Source organism: Vulgatibacter incomptus (assembly GCF_001263175.1).
Classification (GTDB): domain Bacteria; phylum Myxococcota; class Myxococcia; order Myxococcales; family Vulgatibacteraceae; genus Vulgatibacter; species Vulgatibacter incomptus.
In genome coordinates this window covers 3,871,461-3,892,609 of record NZ_CP012332.1, presented here as the reverse complement: position 1 = coordinate 3,892,609, position 21,149 = coordinate 3,871,461, and the positions used below count along the sequence as shown (strand labels likewise).

Sequence of the window (21,149 nt, the reverse complement as noted above, 5' to 3'; positions counted from 1 at the left end):
CCTCCGAGGCCTTCCCCCCGCAGGGATCTCGCTCCTCGAGCCCGCCCCGAAAAAATAAAACCAGTCTCAATAGACAAGTGCGAGGCCGAGCAGATCGAAGACGACGCCACCAACGACCATCCAGCCCGCGGCGCTTGAGCCTCCGCCGTGCACCGAGAGGCCCAGCCCGGTAGCGGCCACTGCGGTCCCGACGATGGAGAGACCGACCGCAATGCGGGGAGAGCTTCGCGCCCACCCGGATTCGGGCGTGGTTTCGCAGGATCCCGAGCGGCGTCCTGAACACGCCAACCGATCGAAGGCCGTCCGCTCCGCTGCGTCGGCGGCGGCGTCCTCGAGGTGGCTTCGCGCCAGGCTCAGCTCTGCGCGAAGCTCTTCGAACTCGTCCTCCAGGAGGCGGAACGCCAAAGCGTCACAGATGACGTAGCGTCCCGACCGCCAACAGGGCCGGGTCTCCTCCGCCGGATCCGGCTCAGCCGGCCCCGTCGCCTCCGCCAGCGCCGGTCCCGCCGCCAGAGCCAGCGCCAGGGCGCCAACCCAGGCGAGAGGCACGCTCGTTCGCCCGGTCCACCGCATCTCTCGTCTTCCTCTTGTTCGACTCCAGGCGAATACCCGCATCCCGCACCTCCCGTTCACGCTCCACCGCGGCGCGGCGATTCATGGACTGCCGAGCCAGCTCGAGGGCCTCCAGCCGATCGGCGTTCGTTCTCTGTGCTCGGCCCCGAAGCCACCCGGCCACTGCCGCGAGGAGCGCCAGCGCCACTGCAACGACGGTCTTCACGGCTCGACTCCCTGCCTATCCGACGGCGCGTCGAGACCGAAACCGAGCAGCGTCGTTCGCCCGATCTTGAATCCATGCGCTGCGATGGCTCCCGCGAGGACCCCGCTGGCCAGTCGACTGGTCCAACCGCCCGCGGAGCCGAGGCCTGCGAAGGATCCGGCGACCGCGAAGGCGATCGGAGCGAGAGGAAGCAATCGACGTCCCAACGCAGATCCCCAGAGCCGCGGGCAGAGCTCTCGCCAGATCGCGGTCAGGATGGTCGCGCCGGCGCCCAACGTCAGAAGCTGCCCGCCCAGGAGCAGACTCAGGTCTTCCATGTCATCAACCTTCTATTTCCGACCCATCAGTCTGGATCGGATGATCTTGCGTGTAGTTTCCATGTCGAGGCTGGGACACGCCTTCCCCTCCCGCCGGCCGCTCTCGGTCTCGCAATGCCCGAGGATCCGCTCCGGCGGGATCGAGTACTGGCGGCACTTTCCTTCTAGAAAGTCGTAGAGCGTCTCGACCTGGGCCTCGGAGTAACAGCCGTGCTTTCCGATCAGGCAGACGCCGATGGATCTCGTGTTGAAGCCGAGGCAATGGGCTCCGATCTGCATGTCGACGTCGTCCGGATCACCGAGCGATCGACCCGTGCGGAGCTTTCCATCGAGTCGAACGACCGGCTCGTGCTTCCGCCAGGAGGCGGCCGTCGGATAGGCGTTGCCGATCACGTAGTGGTACCCGATCGAGCGGAATCCCCTCGCCCGGTGCCACTCGTCGATGTCCTCGACGGTGCCCCAGCTGGAGTCGGACTCATGGACGATCAGGAATTCCGGACAGTTTCTTCCATTGGAGAGCCGGAGATCGTCCGACCCACGTTCTGATTTCATGGAGCTCCCCTTCGAGAGATCGATTCTAGTTCCTTGATTCGAAGTCACACGATCACCGAAAGCCGTTTCGAATCTCGAGCTGCGTCCGGATCTCGGTCAAAGCGATCCGAATGCTCTCCAGCTCGCCGGCGAGCTTCTCCCGCCTCGCGAGCTCGGCGTTTCGCATGCTGCAAATTTCGTCATGCTGATCTGCCAGCTTTTCCTGGATGTCGAGAATCTGACGGGTTGTGCGGCCCCAGGCCGCTGCCAACGCCATGAGCACGACAACCATCGGCCAGTTTGTCGCGAGCCAGTCCACGGCTCCCACCTCCTCAAAAGGAACACCGCCGATCCGAAGCCGGCGGCGTTCCTGGCCCCCTTTCGCCGCCGGCCGGCGACACCTATTCGGTTTCAAATCCAATCTTCATCGCCACGCTCGCGCATCCGCGAAACGCACGAATCCCACTACGGTGGATGCCGGCGCATTCCGTTCTCCTCGCCACAAATGCAGATAAAAGAGCCGTCCGCGCTACCGCAGGCTGGCTCGACGATCAATAAAAGCTGCGCTCACCGATCGAATCAGCGAGCAGCATGGAGCGATCCTATGGATGTTCTGGCTGGCGTGCCACCATCCATCTCGTATCACTTCGTCTCAGGATCGAAATCCCCTTCGAACTCCCTTTTCGCGTAGCGGGTGGCACCCGTGCCTTCGTGGACCCAAAGGTTGAGAGCCGATGGAAACGCGAGGACGGTGCCGGAGCCGGGACGACACACGGGAAGGCCACGGGCCTCCCACCGCTTGGCCGTGATCTCGGAGACTCCGAGATGGGTCGCGATCCCCTTCCATCCGGCGATCGGGCGCTCGTCCGATGGTGCATCACTCTCGACCGCGTCCCACGCGGCGACGTCCTCGGAGTCGATCACCTTCAGCTCGGAGAGACGCTGACGAAACTGCCGCGACCGAATGCCGAGCGTGTACTGGGTGAGCCCCTGGGGGAGCGCGGGCGGAAGCCCCGCCCGTTCGAGGTAGTCACCTGTACGCAGGCGGCGAATTCCGATTCCCCAGCCGAGATGGACGAGGACCACCGGATGCCACTCCGGGTGGATCCCTTCCAGACCACGCTCGATGGAATGGAGGACTGCTTCGATATCCAGGTCGTTGGTCGATCGGCCCATCGGAGCGGCCAGGCGTCGAGGATCCATGGGAGATCGTTTTCGCGGCGTCCTCTGCTCCAGCCAGAATCGCGCGGCCTCCCGTTCGTCGGCGAAGACCCTCTCGACGGTCTCCCGGCTGGGAGGTTCCTTCGGGTACGGATCCCCGCTCGCCCTGTTCTCCCGCTTGGACTCTGATTCGAACATTTTTTTCTCCTCCCTATCTCTCGATTGGCTCCGAATCCCCTCAGGCGGCCGGAACCACCGCTCCATCCGGCACTTCGATGGACGCTCCCTCGGTTGCTCCCCTGAAGGCACAACTCCTGCAGGAAAATCCGGACCAGCTATCGAGGATCGCTACGTCCAGACAGTGCTCGTAATGGACGCACCAGAAGTCGCGATCGGGCTCGACGGTTCGACCGTCTGCCACCGGGTTTGGGACTCGCACTTTCACTTCCATTTTCGACTCGTGGGTCGGGCGCACGTTCGCGCCCGCCGGAATGATCCTTGGAGGGATCGATCCATACTGGATGGGTCTGACATCGCCCGCGATCCGGGATCCCCGACGGCGAGCGGCATCTGCCTTTCTCGTCAGGATAGTCCCGTTACAACGCGAGCCAGGGAGGCCAAGTCGTATCAATTCGACTCACATCCCGAGCTTCGACGCCGAGGCAACAGGATCGGTGCGAATCGAGTGTGTTCATTTGGATACAGGTGAGGCGAACACGCCGACGATGTGTGCGAGCGTCCTCCTCGCCGCCCCCTGGTCGACGACCTCTCCACAATGAGCGGAAGGATCATTCACCTCCAACGCCCGAAGCGTCGGGTCGCCGAGAGCGCGGGCAGGAAGAGGTCGCGAGCATCCCAGTAGGATGCACACTGAACACCCGTTCATCAACAGGAAGGTGCCGGCTCCTGGCTTTTCGTCAAAGCCTTGGGGAGCCGGCAGGGATGGCGGGCGTGAAACGACGATGAGGCGTCGATCCCGAGCGATGGCCGCCTACGGGGGGTGCCCAGGCGGTCGCAGGGCTCCAATCGCCCCGAGAGAACGGGGCGGACATCCGGCTACGCGATGGGCGCTCGAGGGATCCCGGGGAAGAGGGCCCCCGGAGGCTCAGCCGAAGAGCGACTTCACCTTCTCGAGGAAGTTCTTCGACTGCGGGTGCACGTCCTCCCCGGCCTCGGCGGCGAACTCCTCGAGGAGCTCGCGCTGGCGCTTGGAGAGGGAGCTGGGCGTCTCGATGACGACGCGCACGTGCTGGTCGCCGCGGCCGTAGCCGCCGAGCACGGGGACGCCCTTGCCGCGCAGGCGGAAGACCTTGCCGGACTGGGTCCCGGCGGGGACCTTCATCTTCACCTTGCCGTCGAGGGTGGGCACGTCGATGGTGGCGCCCAGGGCGGCCTGGGTGAAGCTGATCGGCACCTCGCAGACGATCTCGGTCTCCTCCCGCAGGAAGATCGGGTGCTCCTTCACGTGGAGCACTACGTAGAGATCGCCGGGAGGGCCGCCCATGGGGCCGGGCTCGCCCTCGCCGGTGAGCTTGAGGCGCGAGCCGGTGTCGACGCCGGGCGGGATCTTGACGGGGATCTTGGCGGTGGCGGTGACGGTGCCCTTGCCGCTGCAGTTGGTGCACGGGTCGGGGATCACCTTGCCCTCGCCGCCGCAGGTCGGACACGGGCGGGAGACGGAGAAGAATCCCTGGGTGAAGCGCTGGGCGCCGCTGCCGCCGCAGGTGTTGCACGTTCGCGGGCTGGTGCCGGGCTTGCAGCCGGAGCCGGAGCAGGTGTCGCAGCGCTTGCGGCGCGGAATCTCGAGCTCGAGGTCGGTGCCGAAGGCGGCCTTTTCGAACTCGATCTCCCGGTCGACGCGGAGGTCGGCGCCGCGGCCGCGGGTACGCCTCTGCTGGCCGCCGCCGCCGAAGATCTCGCCGAAGATGTCTCCGAAGATGTCGCCGAAGCCGGCGCCGCCGAAGCCCTCGAAGCCGAATCCGCCGTCACCGAAGGGCCGGCCCTCGTGGCCGAAGCGGTCGTAGCGGGCGCGCTTCTCCGGGTCGGAGAGGCAGGCGTAGGCCTCGGAGGCCTCCTTGAACTTCTCCTCGGCCTCGGGGTTGTCGGGGTTCTTGTCCGGGTGGTGCTGGAGCGCGAGCTTGCGGTACGCGCTCTTGATCTCCTGCGCGGAGGCGCTCTTCTCGACGCCCAGGACTTCGTAGTAATCGCGCTTCAACGTGTCTTCCCCATGGGGCGAGCGGCCCGCCGTGCGATGCCCTGCGTCGAAAAACCCATCGCGGGCTCAAACAACGCGCCGAGCCGCGGCGCCGCCGACGGCGCCGGAAAAATTCCCAAGCTAACGCGGGGTCACGACCTCGCAAGCCGTGTTGATCGCCTCGCGCAGCTCTTTTGCAGAACCCCTGGCGGCGATGGCGAAATCCGACCCGCGCGAGGCGTACTCCACGGAGCGGCTGGCGGAGACGATGGCACCCCGCCCGCCCGGATGGAAGGCGGGCGCCAGATCGGCGGGCTTGCCGCCCTGGGCCCCGACGCCGGGGAGGAGCAGCAGGCTTCGCGGAAGGAGCTGCCGGAAGCGGTGGAGCTCCACGGGTCGGGTGGCTCCGACGACCGCGCCGACCGGACCGTAGCCCTTGCCGACCTCGTTCCAATCGGTGGTCCAGCTCGACACGACCTCGGAGACGGTGCCGCGGTCGGTGGAGAGGTCCTGCAGGTCGCCGGCGCCGGGGTTGCTGGTCTTCACCAGGCAGAAGATCGCCCCGCCCTCTTCCTTCGCCGCGTCGACGAAGGGCTGCACGGTGTCGCGGCCGAGGTAGGGGTTCACGGTGAGGGCCGCGCCCGCGTTGGCGCCCCGCATCCACGCCGCGGCGTAGGCCTCGGCGGTGCTCCCGATGTCGCCGCGCTTGGCGTCGATGATCACGGGGATCTCGATCTGCCTGGCGAGCTCGAGGACGCGGAAGAGCGCCTCGAGGCCGCGCAGCCCCTGCGCCTCGAAGAAGGCCACCTGGGGCTTCACCGCACACGCGTAGCGCTCGCACGCCTCGAGGACGTCGCGGCAGTGATCCCAGAGATCGACGCCGGCGGGGTGCCACTCCGGACGCGGATCGAGGCCGATGCACAGCCGCGTGCCAAGCCGCTCCATTCGGTCGTTGATTCGTTCGGCGAAGGTCATGGCTCGGCTTGTAGCACGCCAGGCCAGGGTATTGGCGACGGCATCCTCGCCCCTGGTCCCCCCTGGAACTCCATAGACCTGAAGCGCGACCCCTTCAGCCCGACTTCGCCCCGTAGATCGCGTCGGCGATCCGATACGCCGAGCCCTCGAGGCGCTGGATGGCCTCCTTGATCCGATGCGCCTCCCCGGTGGCGAGGATCGAACGGAGCCTCTCCATGTCCGCCCGGATCTCCAGCACATCCTTCTCGGTGAGCATCCCGCCGTACTCCTCGAGGCTCCGCTCGGTGGTGTACAGCAGCCCATCGGCGTTGTTCTTGAGCTCCGCGAGCTCCTTCTTGACCTTGTCGTCGCCCTCGTGGGCGCTGGCGTCCGCGATCATCCGCGAGATCTCGTCCTCGGTGAGCCCGGAGGAGGCGAGGATCCGGATCTTCTGCTGCTTGCCGGTGCCGAGGTCCTTGGCGCCCACGTTCACGATTCCGTTGGCGTCGATGTCGAAGGAGACCTCGATCTGCGGCACGCCTCGCGGCGCCGGCGGGATGCCGACGAGCTCGAAGCGCGCGAGGGTCTTGTTGTCCTCGGCCATCTCCCGCTCGCCCTGGAGCACGTGCACGGAGACGATCGGCTGGTTGTCCTGCGCGGTGGAGAAGACCTGCGACGCCCGGCGGGGGATCGTGGTGTTCTTCTCGATGATCTTGGTGAAGACGCCGCCAGCGGTCTCGACGCCGAGGCTCAAGGGGGTCACGTCGAGGAGGAGGACCTCGCGGACGTCGCCGAGGAGGACGGCGCCCTGGATCGCCGCGCCTACGGCAACCACCTCGTCGGGATTGACGCCCTTGTGCGGCTCCCTGCCGAAGAACTCCCGCACCCGCGCCTGGACCTTGGGCATGCGGGTCATGCCGCCCACCAGCAGCACGCGATCGATCTGCCGCGCGGTGAGCCCGGCGTCGCGGAGCGCGACCTTGCAGGGCTCGAGGGTGCGCTCGATCAGGTCGGCGCAGAGCTCCTCGAGGGTGGCGCGGTCGAGGGTCTCGACGAGGTGCTTGGGGCCCGTCGCGTCGGCGACGAGGAAGGGAAGGTTCACCTCCGCCTCGGTGGACGACGAGAGCTCGTGTTTGGCGCGCTCCGCGGCCTCCTTGAGCCGCTGCAGCGCCATCCGATCGCTCATGAGATCGATGGCGTTCTTGGCGGCGAACTCCCTGGCGAGCCACTCGATGATCCGCTGATCGAAGTCCTCGCCGCCGAGGAGCGTGTCGCCGTTGGTGGCCTTCACCTCGAAGACGCCCTGGTTGAGCTCGAGGATCGAGATATCGAAGGTGCCGCCGCCGAGATCGTAGACCGCGATGCGCTCGGTCTGCGGGTTCCCCGACTTGTCGAGGCCGTAGGCGAGCGCAGCCGCGGTGGGCTCGTTGATGATGCGCTCGACCTCGAGGCCCGCCACCCGGCCCGCGTCCTTGGTGGCCTGCCGCTGGGCGTCGTCGAAATACGCGGGCACCGTGATCACGGCCGAGGAGACCGGCTCGCCCAGGTAGTCCTCCGCGGTCTGCTTCATCTTCGCGAGGACCATCGCGGAGATCTCGGGCGGCGAGAAGCTGCGGCCCTCTGCGCGGATCCACGCGTCGCCGTTCCCGTTCTCCGACTCCACCACCTGGAACGGGAACGTCCTGCAGACGGTGCGGACCTCGTCGCTCCCCAGCTTGCGGCCGATCAGCCGCTTCACGCCGTAGATGGTGTTCTCGGGGTTGGTGACCGCCTGTCGCCTGGCGATCTGCCCGACGAGGCGCTCTCCCCTCTCGGTGAACGCCACCACCGAGGGCGTCGTACGGCCGCCCTCCGAGTTCGGGATCACGATCGGTTCCCCACCATCCATCACGGAGACGCACGAGTTCGTCGTCCCCAGATCGATCCCGATGATCTTGCCCACGTCGTGCTCCTACTGCTGTCGGGAGATGTGTTCCTCCGCCTACCTAGAGACGCACGGTCCTGCCCCGGCCCTTCTACGAATCGTCGGACACCGCTCCCGGGTCCGGCGCCGCGCCGTCGCCGGCGGCCTCGGCGGCAGGCCCGGGGCCCCTCGACACCGAGACCAGCGCGGCCCGCACCAGGCGGTCGTGGAGCAGATAGCCGCGCATGTGCTCCCGCGCGACGACGTTGGCCGGGTGCTCCCCGCTCTCGACCTGCTCCATGGCCTCGTGGAGCCGGGGATCGAACTCCTTTCCGACCGCCGAGAAGGACTGGACGCCGAAGCGGCCCAGGGTCTCCTCGAAGAGGCGCCGGGTCATGGAGACGCCCTGGCTGAAGCTCGCGAGGTCGGCGCCGCCGCCCGCGTGCTCGAGGGCGCGATCGAAGTTGTCGAGGACGGGCACGAGGTCCCGGAGCAGCCTCTCGATGCCGAAGCGCTGGGCCTCCTCCTTCTCCCGCTGGGACCGCTTGCGGAAGTTGTCGAAGTCGGCGGCCATCCGCGTCAGACGGTCGGCGGCCTCCTGCAGGCGCTCCGTCGAGTCGCGGCCCCGCTGGAGGGACTCTTCGAGGAGGCGCGCGTTGGTTTCGAGAGCGCTCTCGAGCTCGGCGATGCGCGCGGCGGCCGCGTCGGAAGCGGGCTCCAGGTCGAGGATCTCGCCCTCGGGAGCCGCACGGGTCTCGCGTTCCTCCACGGCGCGGAGGGCTTCGGCGACGGCGTCGTCGCTGATGTCGGCGCTGAACGCGCCTTTCGGACCGAGGGTGTCGGACAAGGGCATACTCCGCCGCTGGGTGGCCCGCCAGCTTCTCATACCCCCGCTCGTAACGGCAATGATTCCAGTGCCTTTGTAGGTTTTCGCAAGGAGAGCGCCGCTCTCGCGGAAGGCGGTCTTCGTGGTATGCCCTGCGCTCGTTTGCCGCCGCGCCTGACGGTCTCAGGCCCGCGGCGAAGAGGTGCGCGGGGCGACCGCGACGAAGACGGAAGTGCAGGAGATGAGCAAGCAGCCCGACAAAGCCGACACCGCCTTCGTCAGGCTCGCGGCGGCGGCAGGAGCGGCACCGGGCGAGTCGATCGCCGTCCTCGGCGTGAAGGGTGGCGCCAGGGGCTTCGTCGGCGCCTCCCTCCACCGCGCGCTCGGCAGGCCGTTGCTGGCGGTCGCCGCTGACGAGGATGCGGCGGATCGGCTCGCGGCGGATCTCGCCTTCTTCCTGGGAGGCGACGGCGAGGAGCGCCGGGTGCTGCGGATCCCGGCCGATGCGGTGCTGCCCTACGACGGCCTCTCCCCCGATCGCGCCACCGAGCTCGACCGCCTCGCGGGGCTCCACCTGCTCTCGCGGCGTCCCGACGCCATCGCCGTCGTCTCGGCTCGTGCGCTGGCGCGCCGGGTGCCGCCGCCGCGAACCGCCAGGAAGTCCGCCGAGACCCTGGTCGTCGGACAGGTTCGCGACCGCGACGATCTCGCCCGCGCCCTCGTGGGGCTGGGCTACCAAAGCGTGCCGATGGTGGAGGATCCCGGCACCTTCGCCGTCCGCGGCGGGATCCTCGACGTCTGGCCGCCCGTGTACGAGCAGCCCGCGCGGATCGAGCTCTTCGGCGACGAGATCGAGAGCCTGCGCCTCTTCGACGCCGCCACCCAGCGGACCCTGCGCCCGCTGGACGAGCTCGAGGTCTGCGCCGCCCGGGAGATCCTCTTCGACGAGACGAGCAAGCGCCTCGGCATCGAAGCGGCCCGCGCAGCAGCCGATCGCGTGAACCGCCCCACCGCCAAGGTGCGGGAGCTGGTGGAGGCGATCCAGGAGGCGATCCCGGCCTTCGGCGTCGAGGCGCTCCTCCCCGGCTTCTTCGAGGAGGGCCTCGCTCCGCTCCCGGACTACCTCCGCGACGACGCCCTGATCCTCCTCGACGATCCGGTGGCGATCGAGAGGGAGCTCGAGGAGCTCCACGCCGAGCTCGAGCGGGAGCACGCGGCGGCGGTGCAGAGGGGCGAGCTCGCCCTGCCTCCCGAGGCGCACTTCGTGGCGGCGGACGAGCTCACACGCCGGCTCGGGGCCTTCACTCGGGTCGAGCTCCACGGTCTGTGGCTCGGTGTGCCTGGGGGCAGGGAGCCCATCCGCTTCGACCTCGAGCCCACCGAGGGGATCCGCAAGGAGATCGAGAGCCACCTCGGCGAGGAGGGCGCCCTCACGCCGCTGGTCGAGCGACTGAAGCGCTGGCGCGAGCGCGGCTGGACCACGATGATCGCCTGCGGCTCCGCCGGCCAGGCGGACAAGCTCCGGCGGATGCTCTCCGAGCGACGGCTCCACGTGAAGGTCCGCGAGGGGCACCCGCCGCCGGAGCCCCGGGACCTCCACGATCTCGCCGTCCACGCCCACCTCTTAACGGGCGAGCTCTCCTCGGGCTTCCTCTCGCAGCAGGACGGCTTCGTCGTCATCTCCGACGAGGAGATCGTCGGCCCCCGCACCCGGCGGAAGGTCCGCGCCGCCAAGCGCGCCGACCTCCCCTTCGTCGCCGCCTTCCGCGACCTCGACGAGGGCGATCTCTGTGTCCACGTCGACCACGGATTGTGCAAGTACGGCGGGCTGCAGAAGCTGAACGTGCGCGGCGTGGAAGGCGACTTCCTCGTGCTGCACTTCGCCGGCCAGGACAAGCTCTTCCTCCCGGTTTCGAAGCTGCGCCAGGTGCAGAAGTTCGTCGGCGCCGGCGCCGAGCACGCGAGGCTCGACAAGCTCGGCGGCATCTCCTGGGAGCGGACCAAAAAGAAGGTCAAGGACGAGCTCCTCAAGATGGCGGCGGAGCTCCTCGACATCTACGCGCGGCGCAAGGCGCATCCGGGAACGGCGTTCCCTGCACCCGAGCGCTACTTCCGGCAGTTCGAGGAGGACTTCCCCTTCGACGAGACGCCGGATCAGGCGAAGGCCATCGCCGACGTGCTCGCCGACATGGGCTCGCCGGAGCCGATGGATCGGCTGATCTGCGGCGACGTGGGCTACGGCAAGACCGAGGTGGCGATGCGCGCCGCCTTCCTCGCGGTGATGGGGCAGAAGCAGGTGGCGGTGCTCGTCCCCACCACCATCCTCGCCCTCCAGCACTTCAACTCCTTCCGCAAGCGGATGAAGGACTTCCCGGTGCAGCTGGACTGGGTGTCGTCGCTCCGCACCGCCCAGGAGAACAAGGAGGTGCTGCGCAAGGCGGCGGCGGGTCAGGTGGACATCGTGATCGGCACCCACGCCCTCCTCGGCAGCTCCGTCTCCTTCCGCGACCTGGGGCTGGTGGTGGTGGACGAGGAGCAGAAGTTCGGCGTCGCCCACAAGGAGAAGCTCAAGAAGCTCCGCGCCGCGGTGGACGTGCTCACCCTCACGGCCACCCCGATTCCGCGCACCCTCCACATGTCGATGGCCGGCGTGCGCGACATGTCGATCATCCAGACCGCCCCCGCCGATCGCCGCGCGATCCGCACCTTCGTCGCCCGCTTCTCGCCCACCGAGATCCGCGAGGCGATCCTGCGGGAGAAGGCCCGCGGCGGGCAGGTCTTCTTCGTGCACAACCGGGTGGAGTCCATCGGCGCCATGCAGCGCTTCCTGGTGGAGCTGGTGCCCGAGGCCTCGGTGGGCGTGGGCCACGGACAGATGCCCGAGCACGCGCTGGAGCGGGTGATCGGCGAGTTCATCGACCGCAAGTACGACGTGCTCCTGTGCACGACGATCATTGAGAGCGGCCTGGACATCCCCAGCGCGAACACGATAATTGTGAACGACTCGGACACTTTCGGTCTGGCGCAGCTCTACCAGATCCGCGGCCGGGTCGGCCGCTCGGCGGAGCGGGCCTACGCCTACCTCCTGGTGCCGGCCCAGCGGCAGATCACCAAGGATGCCCAGCGCAGGCTCGAGGTGCTGCAGCAGTTCACCGAGCTCGGGGCGGGCTTCCACATCGCCTCCCACGACCTGGAGATCCGCGGCGCCGGCAACCTCCTCGGCGCCAAGCAGTCGGGCCAGATCGAGGCGGTGGGCTTCGACCTCTACGCGGAGCTCCTCGAGGAGGCGGTCGCGGAGCTCCGGGGCGAGCCGCAGCAGACCGTGGTGGAGCCCGAGGTGCAGCTCCCGATCCCGGCGTTCATCCCGGACGAGTATCTGCCGGACGTGCACCAGCGCCTGCTCTTCTACAAGAAGCTCTCCCAGGCCAACACGGACGAGGAGATCGAGGAGGTGCGGGAGGAGCTGGTGGATCGGTGCGGCCAGCCGACACGCGAGGTGGACGCGCTCTGCCGGGTGATGGCGATCAAGGCGGACCTCCGCGCCCTGAGGCTGCGGGCCCTCGAGGCCGGCCCGTCGCGGATCGCGATCACCCTGGGCCCCGACGCCGCCCTCGATCCTGCGAAGCTGACCGGCCTCGTCTCCACTGGCGGCAAGGAGCCCCGCTACCGCCTGACGCCGGACCTGAAGCTCCTGGTACGCACCCCCCCGGACATGGGGGCCGAAGCCCTCCTCGAGGCAGCACGCGACGCTTTGCGCGACCTCGCCCGCTGCTCGGCGTAGACTGGTCCTTTCGATCGGGAGGGACCCATGGCCAACTCGTTCCATTCGACCCGGATCTGGCTCACAGGACTCCTGCTCGTTCTCACTGCGTGTGGCGGAAGCCACAAGGCGGAGGAGGTCGAGCCCGAGGCCCCGGTCGCCCGAATCCTCGGGCCCTCGACCGGCCAATCCGGACAGAGGGTGGAGCTGGACGGCACCGGCAGCACCGGCGAGGGCTCGCTGGTCTACACCTGGGAATTCGATGGGCCGGCGGGGAGCGACGCCGCGCTCTGGACCTCCGATTCCGACATCGCCTGGCTGATCCCCGACGTCGCCGGCCGCTACGAGGTCCGGCTCACGATCCGCGACGCGATGGGCGCCACGGACACGGCCGTACATCCGATCTCGGTGGTCGCGATCCCGGTGGCCCGTCCCGGCCTCGACCGCCTCGTCGAGGTGGGCTCCGAGGTTGTCCTCGACGGCAGCGAGAGCCGCGATCCCGCTGGCGCCCCGCTCTCGTTCCGCTGGGAGTTCGTCTCGAGGCCGGAGGAGAGCGCCGCGACCCTGATCGGCTCCCGCGAGGAGCGGGCGCGTTTCACCGCCGACGTCGTCGGGACCTGGGTCGTGGGCCTGATGGTGGACAACGGCACGGAGCCGAGCGAGACGGCCCTCGTGTCGATCATCGCGCACGATCCCTGACCGGAGCCTACTCCCGCAGCAGGAGGCCGCCGTCGATCACGTGCTCGGTTCCCGTGGTCCACGGAGCGCCGAGGAGGTGGACGATGGCCTCCGCGACCTCCTCCGAGCCTCCCAGGCGGCCGAGGGGATGGAGGGCGGCGAGGTGCGCCAGCTGCTCCTCGAGGCGCGCGTCGCGCTCCGCCGGCTCGGGCCCGACCTCGCCCGGCGCGAGGCGCAGGGTCCGCACCATCTCCGTGTCGACCACTCCTGGGCTCACGGCGTTGAAGCGGATCCTCTTTGGCGCTCCCGCGAGGGCCAGGGAGCGCATCGCCGCGAGCAGGCCCGCTTTCGCCGCGCTGTAGACCGCGCTGGTCTCCACGGGCCGCGACGCGAGGGTGGAGGCCACGAAGACCACCGCGCCGCCGGGTTCCAGCGTCGAGAGCGCCTGCTCGCCCAGCCGCAAGGGGGCCACCAGGTTCAGCTCGAGCTGGCGCCGGAGCGCGCCCTCGTCGATGTGGCCCGGCAGTTGATGCACGGCGGCGCCGGCGCAGGAGACCAGGCCGTCGAGGCCACCGAGCATCGCGCTCGCGCGGCGCAGGAGACGGCTCCTCTCGGCGCTCGACTCCAGGTCACAAGGTAGAATCCGAATGCACTCCGGGTGCTCGTCCCGGACCTCCGCGAGGCGCTCCTCCCGGCGCCCCGCCACCACCACCAGCCCGCCCTGCCTGGCGAGGGCGATCGCGACCGCGCGGCCGATCCCGCTGCCGCCGCCGGTGACGAGCACCCGCCTCGTCCCGGCAGCGCTCACGGGCTCCCTTCGCGCGCATGCTCCGCCGCCGCCCGCCGGTAGAAGGAGACGGGCTCGATCGACCGCAGCGATTCCAGGGGAACATCGACGAGCCGCTCGTCCGAAGGGATGAACGCAGGGCGGTCGACGCAGAGGATGGTCTGCTCGATCGACAGGGGGTTGTCGTAGCGATGTGGAAGGCCCTTCGGCCAATGGAAGGCGTCGCCGGGCGCCACCGGCCTCCCCTGCAGGAGGAGGCGGGGGCCGAGCACGAGCTCCCACTCGTCCATCTCCTCGTGGACGTGGGTGGGGATCGATCGGCCCGGCGCGACGCGGAGGCGGTAGATCCCGCAGCCCGGCGTCTCGTGGATCACGTCGACCTCGCCGAAGGCGTTCTTCTCCACCTCGTAGGCGTACTCCGCCGCGGTCCGGTGGATCCGCAGCGAAGCCACGGCGTCGCCCGGCAGCGCGTGGGGTTTCGCGAGGCGGACCGTCACCTCCTCCACCCGCGCCCGGGGAACGTCGCCGGTGGGCGGCGCGAGCACGTAGCGCGCCAGCGCTTCCGCCGCCGTCTCCAGGAGGCGAAAGCGGCAGGCGCCGACGAGGAAGCGGACCTCCCCGGTCAGGCGAGCGTAGTCGACCGTCGCCTCGAGGCCTCCGCCGCTGGCGGCACCGCGCGTGTCCAAGCCGAGCGAGAGATCGATCTCGAGGGGCTGCGGCTCGCTTCGCTCTTCCGGATAGACGCCGACGATGCAGTCGGCCCGAATGCCGCGGAGCTCGATCACGTCCAGACCCGGATTCACAGCATCGCGCTCCGGCCGCCGTCCACGTCGAGGACGTGCCCGGTGACGTAGGGTGCGTGACGGGCGAGGAAGACCACGGCCTTGGCCACGTCCTCCACCGTCCCTTCGCGCTCCATCGGGATCCGATCGAGGATCTCCTGCTTCGCCTCCGAATCGAGCCCTGGCGGGAACGCGACCGTCCCCGGCGAGATCGCGTTCACGCGGATCTTCGGCGCGAGCTCCACCGCGAGCGCCTTGGTGAGCATCAGCAGCGCAGCCTTGCTAACCGAGTAGTGCGAGAAGCCCGGCACGGGACGCTCGCCCCCGATGTCGCCGAGGTGGATCACCGACGGCGCCGGAGAGGCGTTCAGCGAAGGCAGGAGCTGCTGGGTGAGGAAGAACGGCGCCTCGACGTTGATCGCCTGCATGCGGCGATAGTCCTCGCGGCTGACCCGGTCGAACGGACGGGCCTCGTAGATCCCGGCGTTGTGCACCACCAGGTCGAGGCGCGGGTGCATGTCGCGGACGCCGTGCGCCAAGCGCTCGACCTCCGCCGGATCCGAGAGGTCCGCGGAGACCATGAAGGCGTCGCGGCCCAGGTCGCGGATCTCTCGTGCGAGCGTCTCGAGCGATGCCCGGCTGCTATGGGCGTGAAGGATCACGTCGTAGCCGGCCCTGGCGAGCTCGAGGGCGATCGCCCTCCCCACCCGGATCCCGGCGCCGGTGACGAATGCTGTGAGCGAGGCCTCTTCGGCCTTGGGCGAATCGGGCATGGGCGCATATGACCACGCCCGATTCACGTTAGGAAGGTCGGAGCGTATGAAGGAACGGCCCCGCCTGAAGCGGGCCCGTTCCTTCAGCCGCGCTCCGCGCGGAAACGCTCTTCTTTGCGTTTGCTCCGCCTTCGGCTTCGCGTGAGCTCGTGATTACTTCACGAGCTCAGGCCTGCTCTTCCTCTTCGCCTTCCTCGTCCTCGAGATCGTCACAGCCCTCGGCGTCGTGCGCGTGGCCGTGCTCGAGCTCCTCCTCCGTGGCCGGCCGGAGGCCGACGATCTCCACGTCGAAGGTCAGGTCCATCCCGGCGAAGGGGTGGTTCGTGTCGAGGATCGCGCCGTTCTCGGTGAGCTTCACCACGGTGAAGGACATCGGCTCGCCGTCCTCGTCCTCGCCGAAGATCTCCTCGCCGGCCTCGATCCCCTCGGGGAGCTCGTCCTTCGGCGCCTCGAAGACCGCGTCCTCGTCGCGCTCGCCGTAGGCGTCGGCGGCGGGGACCATCACGCGGCTCTTGAAGCCGATCTCCTTGCCCTCGAGCTCCCGCTCCAGGCCCGGGACGATCTCGCCCTCTCCGTGCAGATAGGCGAGGGGCTCGCTGCCCACGCTGGTCTCCAGCTCCTCGCCCTTCGCGTTCATGAGGGTGTACTGCAGGGAGACCACCACGCCGTTCGTTGCCTTCATCGCTTGCCTCTAGAGAGTCGGTTGCTGCGTTCGGCGCGCACCATAGAGCCAGACCGCCCGTGTGGCAATGGCGGCCTCCGGGCATCGATTGCTGCTCGGAGAACGAGGTTTTCCCGGGGCTCAGGCGCTCGCGGAGACCTCCGCTTCGGCGCCGTCCGGCGGGCGGGCCGAGCGCCTTCCGGCGCGGATCCCGTCGGCGGCGTAGAGGATCACCGCCGCCCAGATCAGGGCGAAGGTAAAGGCATGCCGCTCGGTGAACGGCTCGCCATAGACGAGCACCGCGCACGCGAGCTGCCCGGTGGGCGCGAGGTACTGGATGATCCCCATCGTCGAGTAGCGGAGGCGCTTCGCACCGATGGCGAACCATAGGAGCGGGAGGGCCGTCGCGATGCCGGTGCCGAGGAGGAACGCCGTATCCCGCGCCGACGCGCCGAGGACGGGCGCGCCGGTCTGGTGGGAATTCCAGATCAGGAAGGTCGCGGCCAGCGGCATCACGAGGCCGGTCTCCACGGAGAGGGCGGTGAGCGGCTCCACCGGAGCGACCTTCCGTACGAGGCCGTAGAGAGCGAAGGTGGTGGCGAGGGTCAGCGCAACCCAGGGTATCGTCGCCTCGCCGATCGCGAGGATCGTCACGCCGGCGCCGGCGAGCGCGACGGCCACGAGCTTTGCCGGGCGCAGCTTCTCGCCCAGGAAGACCCGGGCGAAGAGGACGTTCAGGAGCGGGTTGATGTAGTAGCCCAGGCTGGCCTGGGTGACGTGGCCGCTGTTCACCGCCCAGATGAAGAGGAACCAGTTCCCCGAGATCAGCGTCGTCGTGACGAGCATCGGCGCGAGCGTGCGCCCCGTCGTGAGCGTCCGCAGGAACTCCGGCCACCGCCGCTGCCAGCTGACGAGGATCGCGACGAAGACGAACGACCAGACCACGCGGTGCCCGAGGATCTCGATGGGCGGCACGTGACCGAGCTGCTTCCAATAGAGGGGAAAGAGGCCCCAGGCCAGGTACGCCCCGACCGCGGGGATCACCCCGCTACTCGCCCTCACCCCACCCGATGCTGCGCTCGTCGCCATGCGGCGCTCTATCGCACGGGATCGGCCGCCGGCGCCAGAGCCCGCCATCAAGCCGGCGGCACGGGACGCGGGCGGACTCGATTCCCGCCCCCGTCCCTCCGAGCGACCACTACATCGAAAGCTCGTCGAAGCGGATCAAGTGAATGACGTCCGCTCCATCGACGTACGCCATCCTATCGAGCTGGATATCGAAGCCGACATCGCCGCCCCCTACCGCGTCCACGAAGTAGAGGTTGCCATTGTCGATGTTCGCGACGAAGAGGTAGCGGCCGCCACCGCATTCCGCCTGGTACGCGACGAGCTGCCCCCACCTACCGCCGATCTTGGGGCGACTGTACCTCGTGCACCACGACGCGAGCGGAACCTGCTTCTCGGTCCAGGGCTGACCCATGTACTGCCAGGCGAGCTCCCATGAACGACTCTCGTAGACCAGCTTCCCCATGCTGAGGTTCGGGTGCCGATCGTCGCCCGAGGGATACGGCTCAGGAAGGGTCGTGTCGGTCGGGATGTGGTGAAGGCCGATGGACGGCCAGCTGCCGTTGTAGAAGGTGTATGCGACCCATCCCTCCCAGGTGGACGGATCGTACGGATCTCGTCCGAGCCATCCTGCGACGCTCCCTCCCGCCCCCGTCACGACGTTCGTGTACGCGAGCGCTCCCCCACCGTTCCAGACCATCACGTCCCGGTGAATCGACATCCGATCCGAAGGACCAGGAACGGCCGTGTTCGTGACGAAGTTGTAGAGGAGCTGCTCGCTCACCAGGTAGTCGCCGGACGCATTCCCGACCTTGGTGTACGGAATTGCACCAGCCGGCGTCACGTACTCGATGGCGTGGAGCACGTCCCACCGCATATCGTGGCCGCCCGATTCGAAGAACACGTCCGTAGCGCCGTCGGGCTGCGATCGGATCCTCGGATAGGCGCCTCGGTTTCGAGCGGTCTGATCCGACACCAGGGGTGCAGGCGGCTCCGGTGGAGCCGCGTAGCTCTTCGACGAGCCGAGAAGGATCGAAAGCGCGAGAGCCGACAGCACAGCCAGTTTCTTCATGAAGCACCGTCCTATTCGTTTTCGAGTTGAACTTCCGTGCTACCTATGACTGCAACTGGAACCGAACGATCACCACTTCTTGCACGACCCTCTACATGGAGATCTCGTCGAAGCGGATCACGTGGATGACATCCGAACTATCTGAATAGGCCATCCGATCGAGCTGGATGTCGAACGCGAGATCGCCGTTGTTTGAGGCCTGATCGACGTAGTACAGCCTCCCATTGTCGAGGTTCGCGACGAACAAATGCCGACCGCCGCCGCACCTCGCCTGGTACGCGACGAGCTGTCCCCACCGTCCGCCGATCCGCGGAAAGCTGAAATAGGTGCACCACGACGCGAGCGGCACCTGCTGCTCGGTCCACGGCTGGCGAGCTCACGAGAACGGCTCTCGTAGACCAGCTTCCCCATGCTGAGGTTGGGGTGCCGATCGTTGCCGGATGGATACGGTTCGGGAAGGGCCGAATCGGTCGGGATGTGATGGAGCCCGATGGATTCCCCGCTGCCGTTGTAATAGCTATAGGCGACCCAGTCCTCCCAGTTCGACGGATAGCCTGGATATCGACCAAACGATCCCAAGATGCCCCCCGTGGCGCCCGTCACGACGTTCTGGTACTCCAGCTTGCTCCCGCTCGGCCACACCATCACGTCGCGGTGGATCGACATGTTGCCGAAGGGAACCGCGACAGCCGTGTTGGTGACGAAGTTGTAAAGTAGCCCCTCGCTTACCAAGTAGTCGCCGGATGCGTTTCCGATCTTGGTGTACGGGTTCGATCCAGCCGGCGGGATGTACTCGATGGCGTGGAGCAGATCCCACCGGATGTCGTGGCCGCCTGCATCAAAGACAACGTCCGTCGCGCCGTTGGGCTGCGAACGGATGATGGGGTACCAACCCCTGTTCCGCGCCCTCTGATCCGACAGCAGAGGCGCAGGCGGCTCGGGTGGAGCCGCGAAGCTCGTCGACGAGCCGAGAACGATCGAGAGCGCGAGAGCCGACAGCACAGCCATCTTCTTCATGAGGAAAACCGTCCTTGCTGTTTCGGGTTGGACTTCCGTGCTTCTTCCGACTGCACCTGAAAAACCGATCGAACGTCACTCCGTGACGGTCGCCCTGACAGTCCCGCCGCCCTCATCCCGCGCATACGAGTGCCCACGGAGCGGGAATCACCTCGCTCCGGGCACTCGGACAAGACGGACGAAACGCCTCAGTTTTCCGGGGGATGGACCACCGGCGAGATGTCCGCCTCGGTCTTTCCGGTGTCGCCGAAGGCGGTGACGTGGAAGGTGGTCGGTCCAGCGATGTCGATGTCGATCGAGTCCTGGCGGGGAGACAATCCCGCAACGTTCACGTTGCCGCCGGGAACGGCTTTGACCTGGATGCGGGACGCGCCGTCGATCCGCCAGCTCAGCGTGACCGTGGCTAGGGTCCCGTCACCGGCTACGACGCCGGCGGGCGGATCGATCGAGAGCTCGACGCGCGGTTCGAAGGACATGGGCACGCTGGCCCGGGCCGTCGTCTCCGCGATGCCGCTGGCCGCAACCAGGACGAAGGCGCCCCCGACGCCGGCGGGCGCGATCTTATGGCCCGAGGCGAGGTCGCCAGCGGGGATCGTGTAGACGAAGCCGTCGAGGTTCGAGAGGGTGGCGTTCGTGGCTCCGCGGATCGACCAGCGGAGCTCCACCTCCGTCCCGGGCCTCGACGGCCCCGGGGCGATCGCCACGAAGGAGTCGATCGAAGGCGCCACCTCGACGGTCACCGTCACGGCTTCGGGCCCACCGGGGCCGTTGGCCTCGAGGATGTATTTCGTCGTCGCACTCGGAGTGACCTGCTTCTCTCCGACCGGCTCGACAGTCATCCGGTTCGCACCCTCGACGAGCGCGACCTCAGTGGCGCGTACGGCCTCCCAGCGGAGGACGGTCGACTCGCCGATGGTGATCCGCGTGGACTCGGCGCGGAGTCTGGCCCCGGCCGGAGCCACTACCCCAACGTTCGCGGTTGCGTTCGCCTCGCCACCGGGACCCGTCGCAACGAGCTCGTAGGTCGTGTAGCCGGAGGGCCGCACCTCCACCGAGCCTTCTGCCGGGTTCAATCCGGAGAGCGAGAAGGAGCGCCCCTCGGAATCGCGGAGCGACAGCGAGGTGGCGCCGCTGGTGCGCCACGAGAGCGTGACGATTCCCCCGAACCCGACCTCGCTCGCGCTCGCGGCGAAGGACTCGATCACGACCTCGTCGAACGGCTCGACGTTCACGGTCGTCTGTTCCATCGCCTTCGACGCATTCGCGCCGACGGCCTCGAGGCGGAAGGTCGTGGTCTCGCGGACCCGAACCTCGGCCGTTCCCGAGGCGGGGTCGTCGACCAGGACGGAGAGAGGCTCGGCGCCAGCGAAGAAGTGGAGCTCGGCTGCGTTCTCGGTCGTCCAGGTGAGGGTGACGCGATCGCCCGGAGACACCGAGTCGGGAGAGGCTTTGAACGCGACGATGGAGACGTCGGGCTCGGCGCGCTCCTTGTCGGAACCGCATCCAGCAACAAGTAGCGACAACGTCACGGTCGCGAAGATGGAACGCCGAAGCATCCGCAGCATAAATCCCTCCGTTGTCCTCTCGCGGTTCGCGGGAGGGCCGTACTCGGATCCACAGAGCTTTCCGCGCGAGATCGCGTCAGCTCGAATGCCTTAACCGCTTAAGGAGAGCGCATGCGGCGAGCCGTGTCAAAGCCCCTCATTCCGATTTGAGTTCAAAACCATTGAAACCCGTGAATTCACGAGAAGATGAACGAATCCTCGGAGATCCATGGAACTCCACCCTCCCCACACAATCGGCGAGGTCGACCAGCACACCGGTCCCACGGGAGGGCCAGGAGAGCGAAGCGATCCGGCGAGCGCACACCGATCCGCCACGCCACATCGT

At 68.0% G+C, this 21,149-nt stretch carries 20 protein-coding genes; 3 read left to right on the top strand and 17 right to left on the bottom strand.

Annotated elements, in window-relative coordinates; genetic code table 11:
• Positions 1-66: 66 nt before the first annotated feature.
• The 9 genes from AKJ08_RS16385 to AKJ08_RS16345 all read right to left on the bottom strand — a co-directional run bounded on the left by AKJ08_RS16385 (position 67) and on the right by AKJ08_RS16345 (position 8,685).
• Positions 67-573: a hypothetical protein gene (locus tag AKJ08_RS16385; RefSeq protein WP_050727050.1), complete on the bottom strand. Its 507-nt coding sequence runs from the start codon at positions 571-573 to the stop codon at positions 67-69.
• Between the two features lie 201 nt (positions 574-774).
• The gene (locus AKJ08_RS16380; RefSeq protein WP_050727049.1) at positions 775-1,095 is read right to left on the bottom strand and encodes a hypothetical protein; all 321 of its coding nucleotides are present in this window, start codon (positions 1,093-1,095) and stop codon (positions 775-777) included.
• Positions 1,096-1,107: 12 nt separating this feature from the next.
• The gene (locus AKJ08_RS16375; protein ID WP_050727048.1) at positions 1,108-1,647 is read right to left on the bottom strand and encodes an N-acetylmuramoyl-L-alanine amidase; all 540 of its coding nucleotides are present in this window, start codon (positions 1,645-1,647) and stop codon (positions 1,108-1,110) included.
• Positions 1,648-1,699: 52 nt separating this feature from the next.
• Complete coding sequence (locus tag AKJ08_RS16370) at positions 1,700-1,945, bottom strand: hypothetical protein (protein ID WP_050727047.1); 246 nt, start codon at positions 1,943-1,945, stop codon at positions 1,700-1,702.
• A 323-nt stretch (positions 1,946-2,268) separates the two neighbouring features.
• Positions 2,269-2,829, bottom strand: coding sequence for a hypothetical protein (locus AKJ08_RS16365; protein WP_157370765.1), 561 nt, complete (start codon positions 2,827-2,829; stop codon positions 2,269-2,271).
• Between the two features lie 1,063 nt (positions 2,830-3,892).
• Positions 3,893-5,002 carry a molecular chaperone DnaJ gene (dnaJ, locus tag AKJ08_RS16360; protein WP_050727045.1) on the bottom strand — a complete coding sequence of 370 codons (1,110 nt, stop codon included), beginning with the start codon at positions 5,000-5,002 and terminating at the stop codon, positions 3,893-3,895.
• A gap of 120 nt (positions 5,003-5,122) precedes the next feature.
• Complete coding sequence (pyrF, locus tag AKJ08_RS16355) at positions 5,123-5,956, bottom strand: orotidine-5'-phosphate decarboxylase (RefSeq protein WP_050727044.1); 834 nt, start codon at positions 5,954-5,956, stop codon at positions 5,123-5,125.
• Positions 5,957-6,050: 94 nt separating this feature from the next.
• Positions 6,051-7,877: a molecular chaperone DnaK gene (dnaK, locus tag AKJ08_RS16350; RefSeq protein ID WP_050727043.1), complete on the bottom strand. Its 1,827-nt coding sequence runs from the start codon at positions 7,875-7,877 to the stop codon at positions 6,051-6,053.
• Between the two features lie 73 nt (positions 7,878-7,950).
• A complete protein-coding gene (locus AKJ08_RS16345; protein ID WP_050727042.1) occupies positions 7,951-8,685 on the bottom strand; it encodes a nucleotide exchange factor GrpE in 735 nt (244 codons plus the stop codon).
• A gap of 220 nt (positions 8,686-8,905) precedes the next feature.
• On the opposite strand from AKJ08_RS16345, the gene mfd reads away from it, so the two are divergent.
• The gene (mfd, locus tag AKJ08_RS16340) at positions 8,906-12,445 is read left to right on the top strand and encodes a transcription-repair coupling factor (RefSeq protein ID WP_157370764.1); all 3,540 of its coding nucleotides are present in this window, start codon (positions 8,906-8,908) and stop codon (positions 12,443-12,445) included.
• A gap of 27 nt (positions 12,446-12,472) precedes the next feature.
• A complete protein-coding gene (locus tag AKJ08_RS19505) occupies positions 12,473-13,123 on the top strand; it encodes a PKD domain-containing protein (RefSeq protein WP_050727040.1) in 651 nt (216 codons plus the stop codon).
• 7 nt (positions 13,124-13,130) lie between these two features.
• Here the strand turns inward: AKJ08_RS19505 and AKJ08_RS16330 are convergent, their stop codons facing one another.
• The 7 genes from AKJ08_RS16330 to AKJ08_RS16300 all read right to left on the bottom strand — a co-directional run bounded on the left by AKJ08_RS16330 (position 13,131) and on the right by AKJ08_RS16300 (position 18,591).
• On the bottom strand, positions 13,131-13,910 hold the full coding sequence (locus AKJ08_RS16330) for an SDR family NAD(P)-dependent oxidoreductase (RefSeq protein WP_050727039.1): 780 nt from the start codon (positions 13,908-13,910) through the stop codon (positions 13,131-13,133).
• Positions 13,907-14,692 carry a dihydroneopterin aldolase gene (locus AKJ08_RS16325; protein ID WP_050727038.1) on the bottom strand — a complete coding sequence of 262 codons (786 nt, stop codon included), beginning with the start codon at positions 14,690-14,692 and terminating at the stop codon, positions 13,907-13,909. The genes AKJ08_RS16330 and AKJ08_RS16325 overlap by 4 nt, the downstream gene beginning before the upstream one ends.
• Positions 14,689-15,444, bottom strand: a complete 756-nt coding sequence (locus tag AKJ08_RS16320) for an SDR family NAD(P)-dependent oxidoreductase (RefSeq protein ID WP_050727037.1) — start codon at positions 15,442-15,444, stop codon at positions 14,689-14,691. Before AKJ08_RS16320 ends, AKJ08_RS16325 begins: the two co-directional genes overlap by 4 nt.
• A gap of 166 nt (positions 15,445-15,610) precedes the next feature.
• Positions 15,611-16,126 (bottom strand): FKBP-type peptidyl-prolyl cis-trans isomerase, encoded by a 516-nt coding sequence (locus AKJ08_RS16315; protein WP_050727036.1) that lies wholly within the window; start codon positions 16,124-16,126, stop codon positions 15,611-15,613.
• A gap of 120 nt (positions 16,127-16,246) precedes the next feature.
• Entirely contained in the window at positions 16,247-17,194 is a 948-nt protein-coding gene (gene rarD, locus AKJ08_RS16310; RefSeq protein ID WP_082343286.1) for an EamA family transporter RarD, read from the bottom strand.
• A gap of 109 nt (positions 17,195-17,303) precedes the next feature.
• Entirely contained in the window at positions 17,304-18,242 is a 939-nt protein-coding gene (locus tag AKJ08_RS16305) for a hypothetical protein (protein WP_157370763.1), read from the bottom strand.
• 91 nt (positions 18,243-18,333) lie between these two features.
• Positions 18,334-18,591 carry a hypothetical protein gene (locus AKJ08_RS16300; RefSeq protein WP_050727034.1) on the bottom strand — a complete coding sequence of 86 codons (258 nt, stop codon included), beginning with the start codon at positions 18,589-18,591 and terminating at the stop codon, positions 18,334-18,336.
• Positions 18,592-18,822: 231 nt separating this feature from the next.
• On the opposite strand from AKJ08_RS16300, the gene AKJ08_RS20680 reads away from it, so the two are divergent.
• Positions 18,823-18,954, top strand: a complete 132-nt coding sequence (locus tag AKJ08_RS20680; RefSeq protein ID WP_276202175.1) for a hypothetical protein — start codon at positions 18,823-18,825, stop codon at positions 18,952-18,954.
• A 493-nt stretch (positions 18,955-19,447) separates the two neighbouring features.
• Here AKJ08_RS20680 and AKJ08_RS16295 read toward each other — a convergent pair whose 3' ends face one another.
• On the bottom strand, positions 19,448-20,815 hold the full coding sequence (locus AKJ08_RS16295) for a hypothetical protein (protein ID WP_157370762.1): 1,368 nt from the start codon (positions 20,813-20,815) through the stop codon (positions 19,448-19,450).
• Between the last annotated feature and the right edge of the window lie 334 nt (positions 20,816-21,149).

Bases quoted from the DNA above. Each gene is read 5' to 3' on its own strand.
- AKJ08_RS16380 (WP_050727049.1), bottom strand. From the start codon at position 1,095: ATGGAAGACCTGAGTCTGCTCCTGGGCGGGCAGCTTCTGACGTTGGGC.
- AKJ08_RS16295 (WP_157370762.1), bottom strand. From the start codon at position 20,815: ATGCTTCGGCGTTCCATCTTCGCGACCGTGACGTTGTCGCTACTTGTT.
- AKJ08_RS16385 (WP_050727050.1), bottom strand. From the start codon at position 573: ATGCGGTGGACCGGGCGAACGAGCGTGCCTCTCGCCTGGGTTGGCGCC.
- AKJ08_RS19505 (WP_050727040.1), top strand. From the start codon at position 12,473: ATGGCCAACTCGTTCCATTCGACCCGGATCTGGCTCACAGGACTCCTG.
- AKJ08_RS20680 (WP_276202175.1), top strand. From the start codon at position 18,823: ATGCCCCCCGTGGCGCCCGTCACGACGTTCTGGTACTCCAGCTTGCTC.
- mfd (WP_157370764.1), top strand. From the start codon at position 8,906: ATGAGCAAGCAGCCCGACAAAGCCGACACCGCCTTCGTCAGGCTCGCG.
- AKJ08_RS16320 (WP_050727037.1), bottom strand. From the start codon at position 15,444: ATGCCCGATTCGCCCAAGGCCGAAGAGGCCTCGCTCACAGCATTCGTC.
- AKJ08_RS16365 (WP_157370765.1), bottom strand. From the start codon at position 2,829: ATGGATCCTCGACGCCTGGCCGCTCCGATGGGCCGATCGACCAACGAC.
- rarD (WP_082343286.1), bottom strand. From the start codon at position 17,194: ATGGCGACGAGCGCAGCATCGGGTGGGGTGAGGGCGAGTAGCGGGGTG.
- AKJ08_RS16375 (WP_050727048.1), bottom strand. From the start codon at position 1,647: ATGAAATCAGAACGTGGGTCGGACGATCTCCGGCTCTCCAATGGAAGA.
- AKJ08_RS16315 (WP_050727036.1), bottom strand. From the start codon at position 16,126: ATGAAGGCAACGAACGGCGTGGTGGTCTCCCTGCAGTACACCCTCATG.
- AKJ08_RS16305 (WP_157370763.1), bottom strand. From the start codon at position 18,242: ATGAAGAAACTGGCTGTGCTGTCGGCTCTCGCGCTTTCGATCCTTCTC.
- pyrF (WP_050727044.1), bottom strand. From the start codon at position 5,956: ATGACCTTCGCCGAACGAATCAACGACCGAATGGAGCGGCTTGGCACG.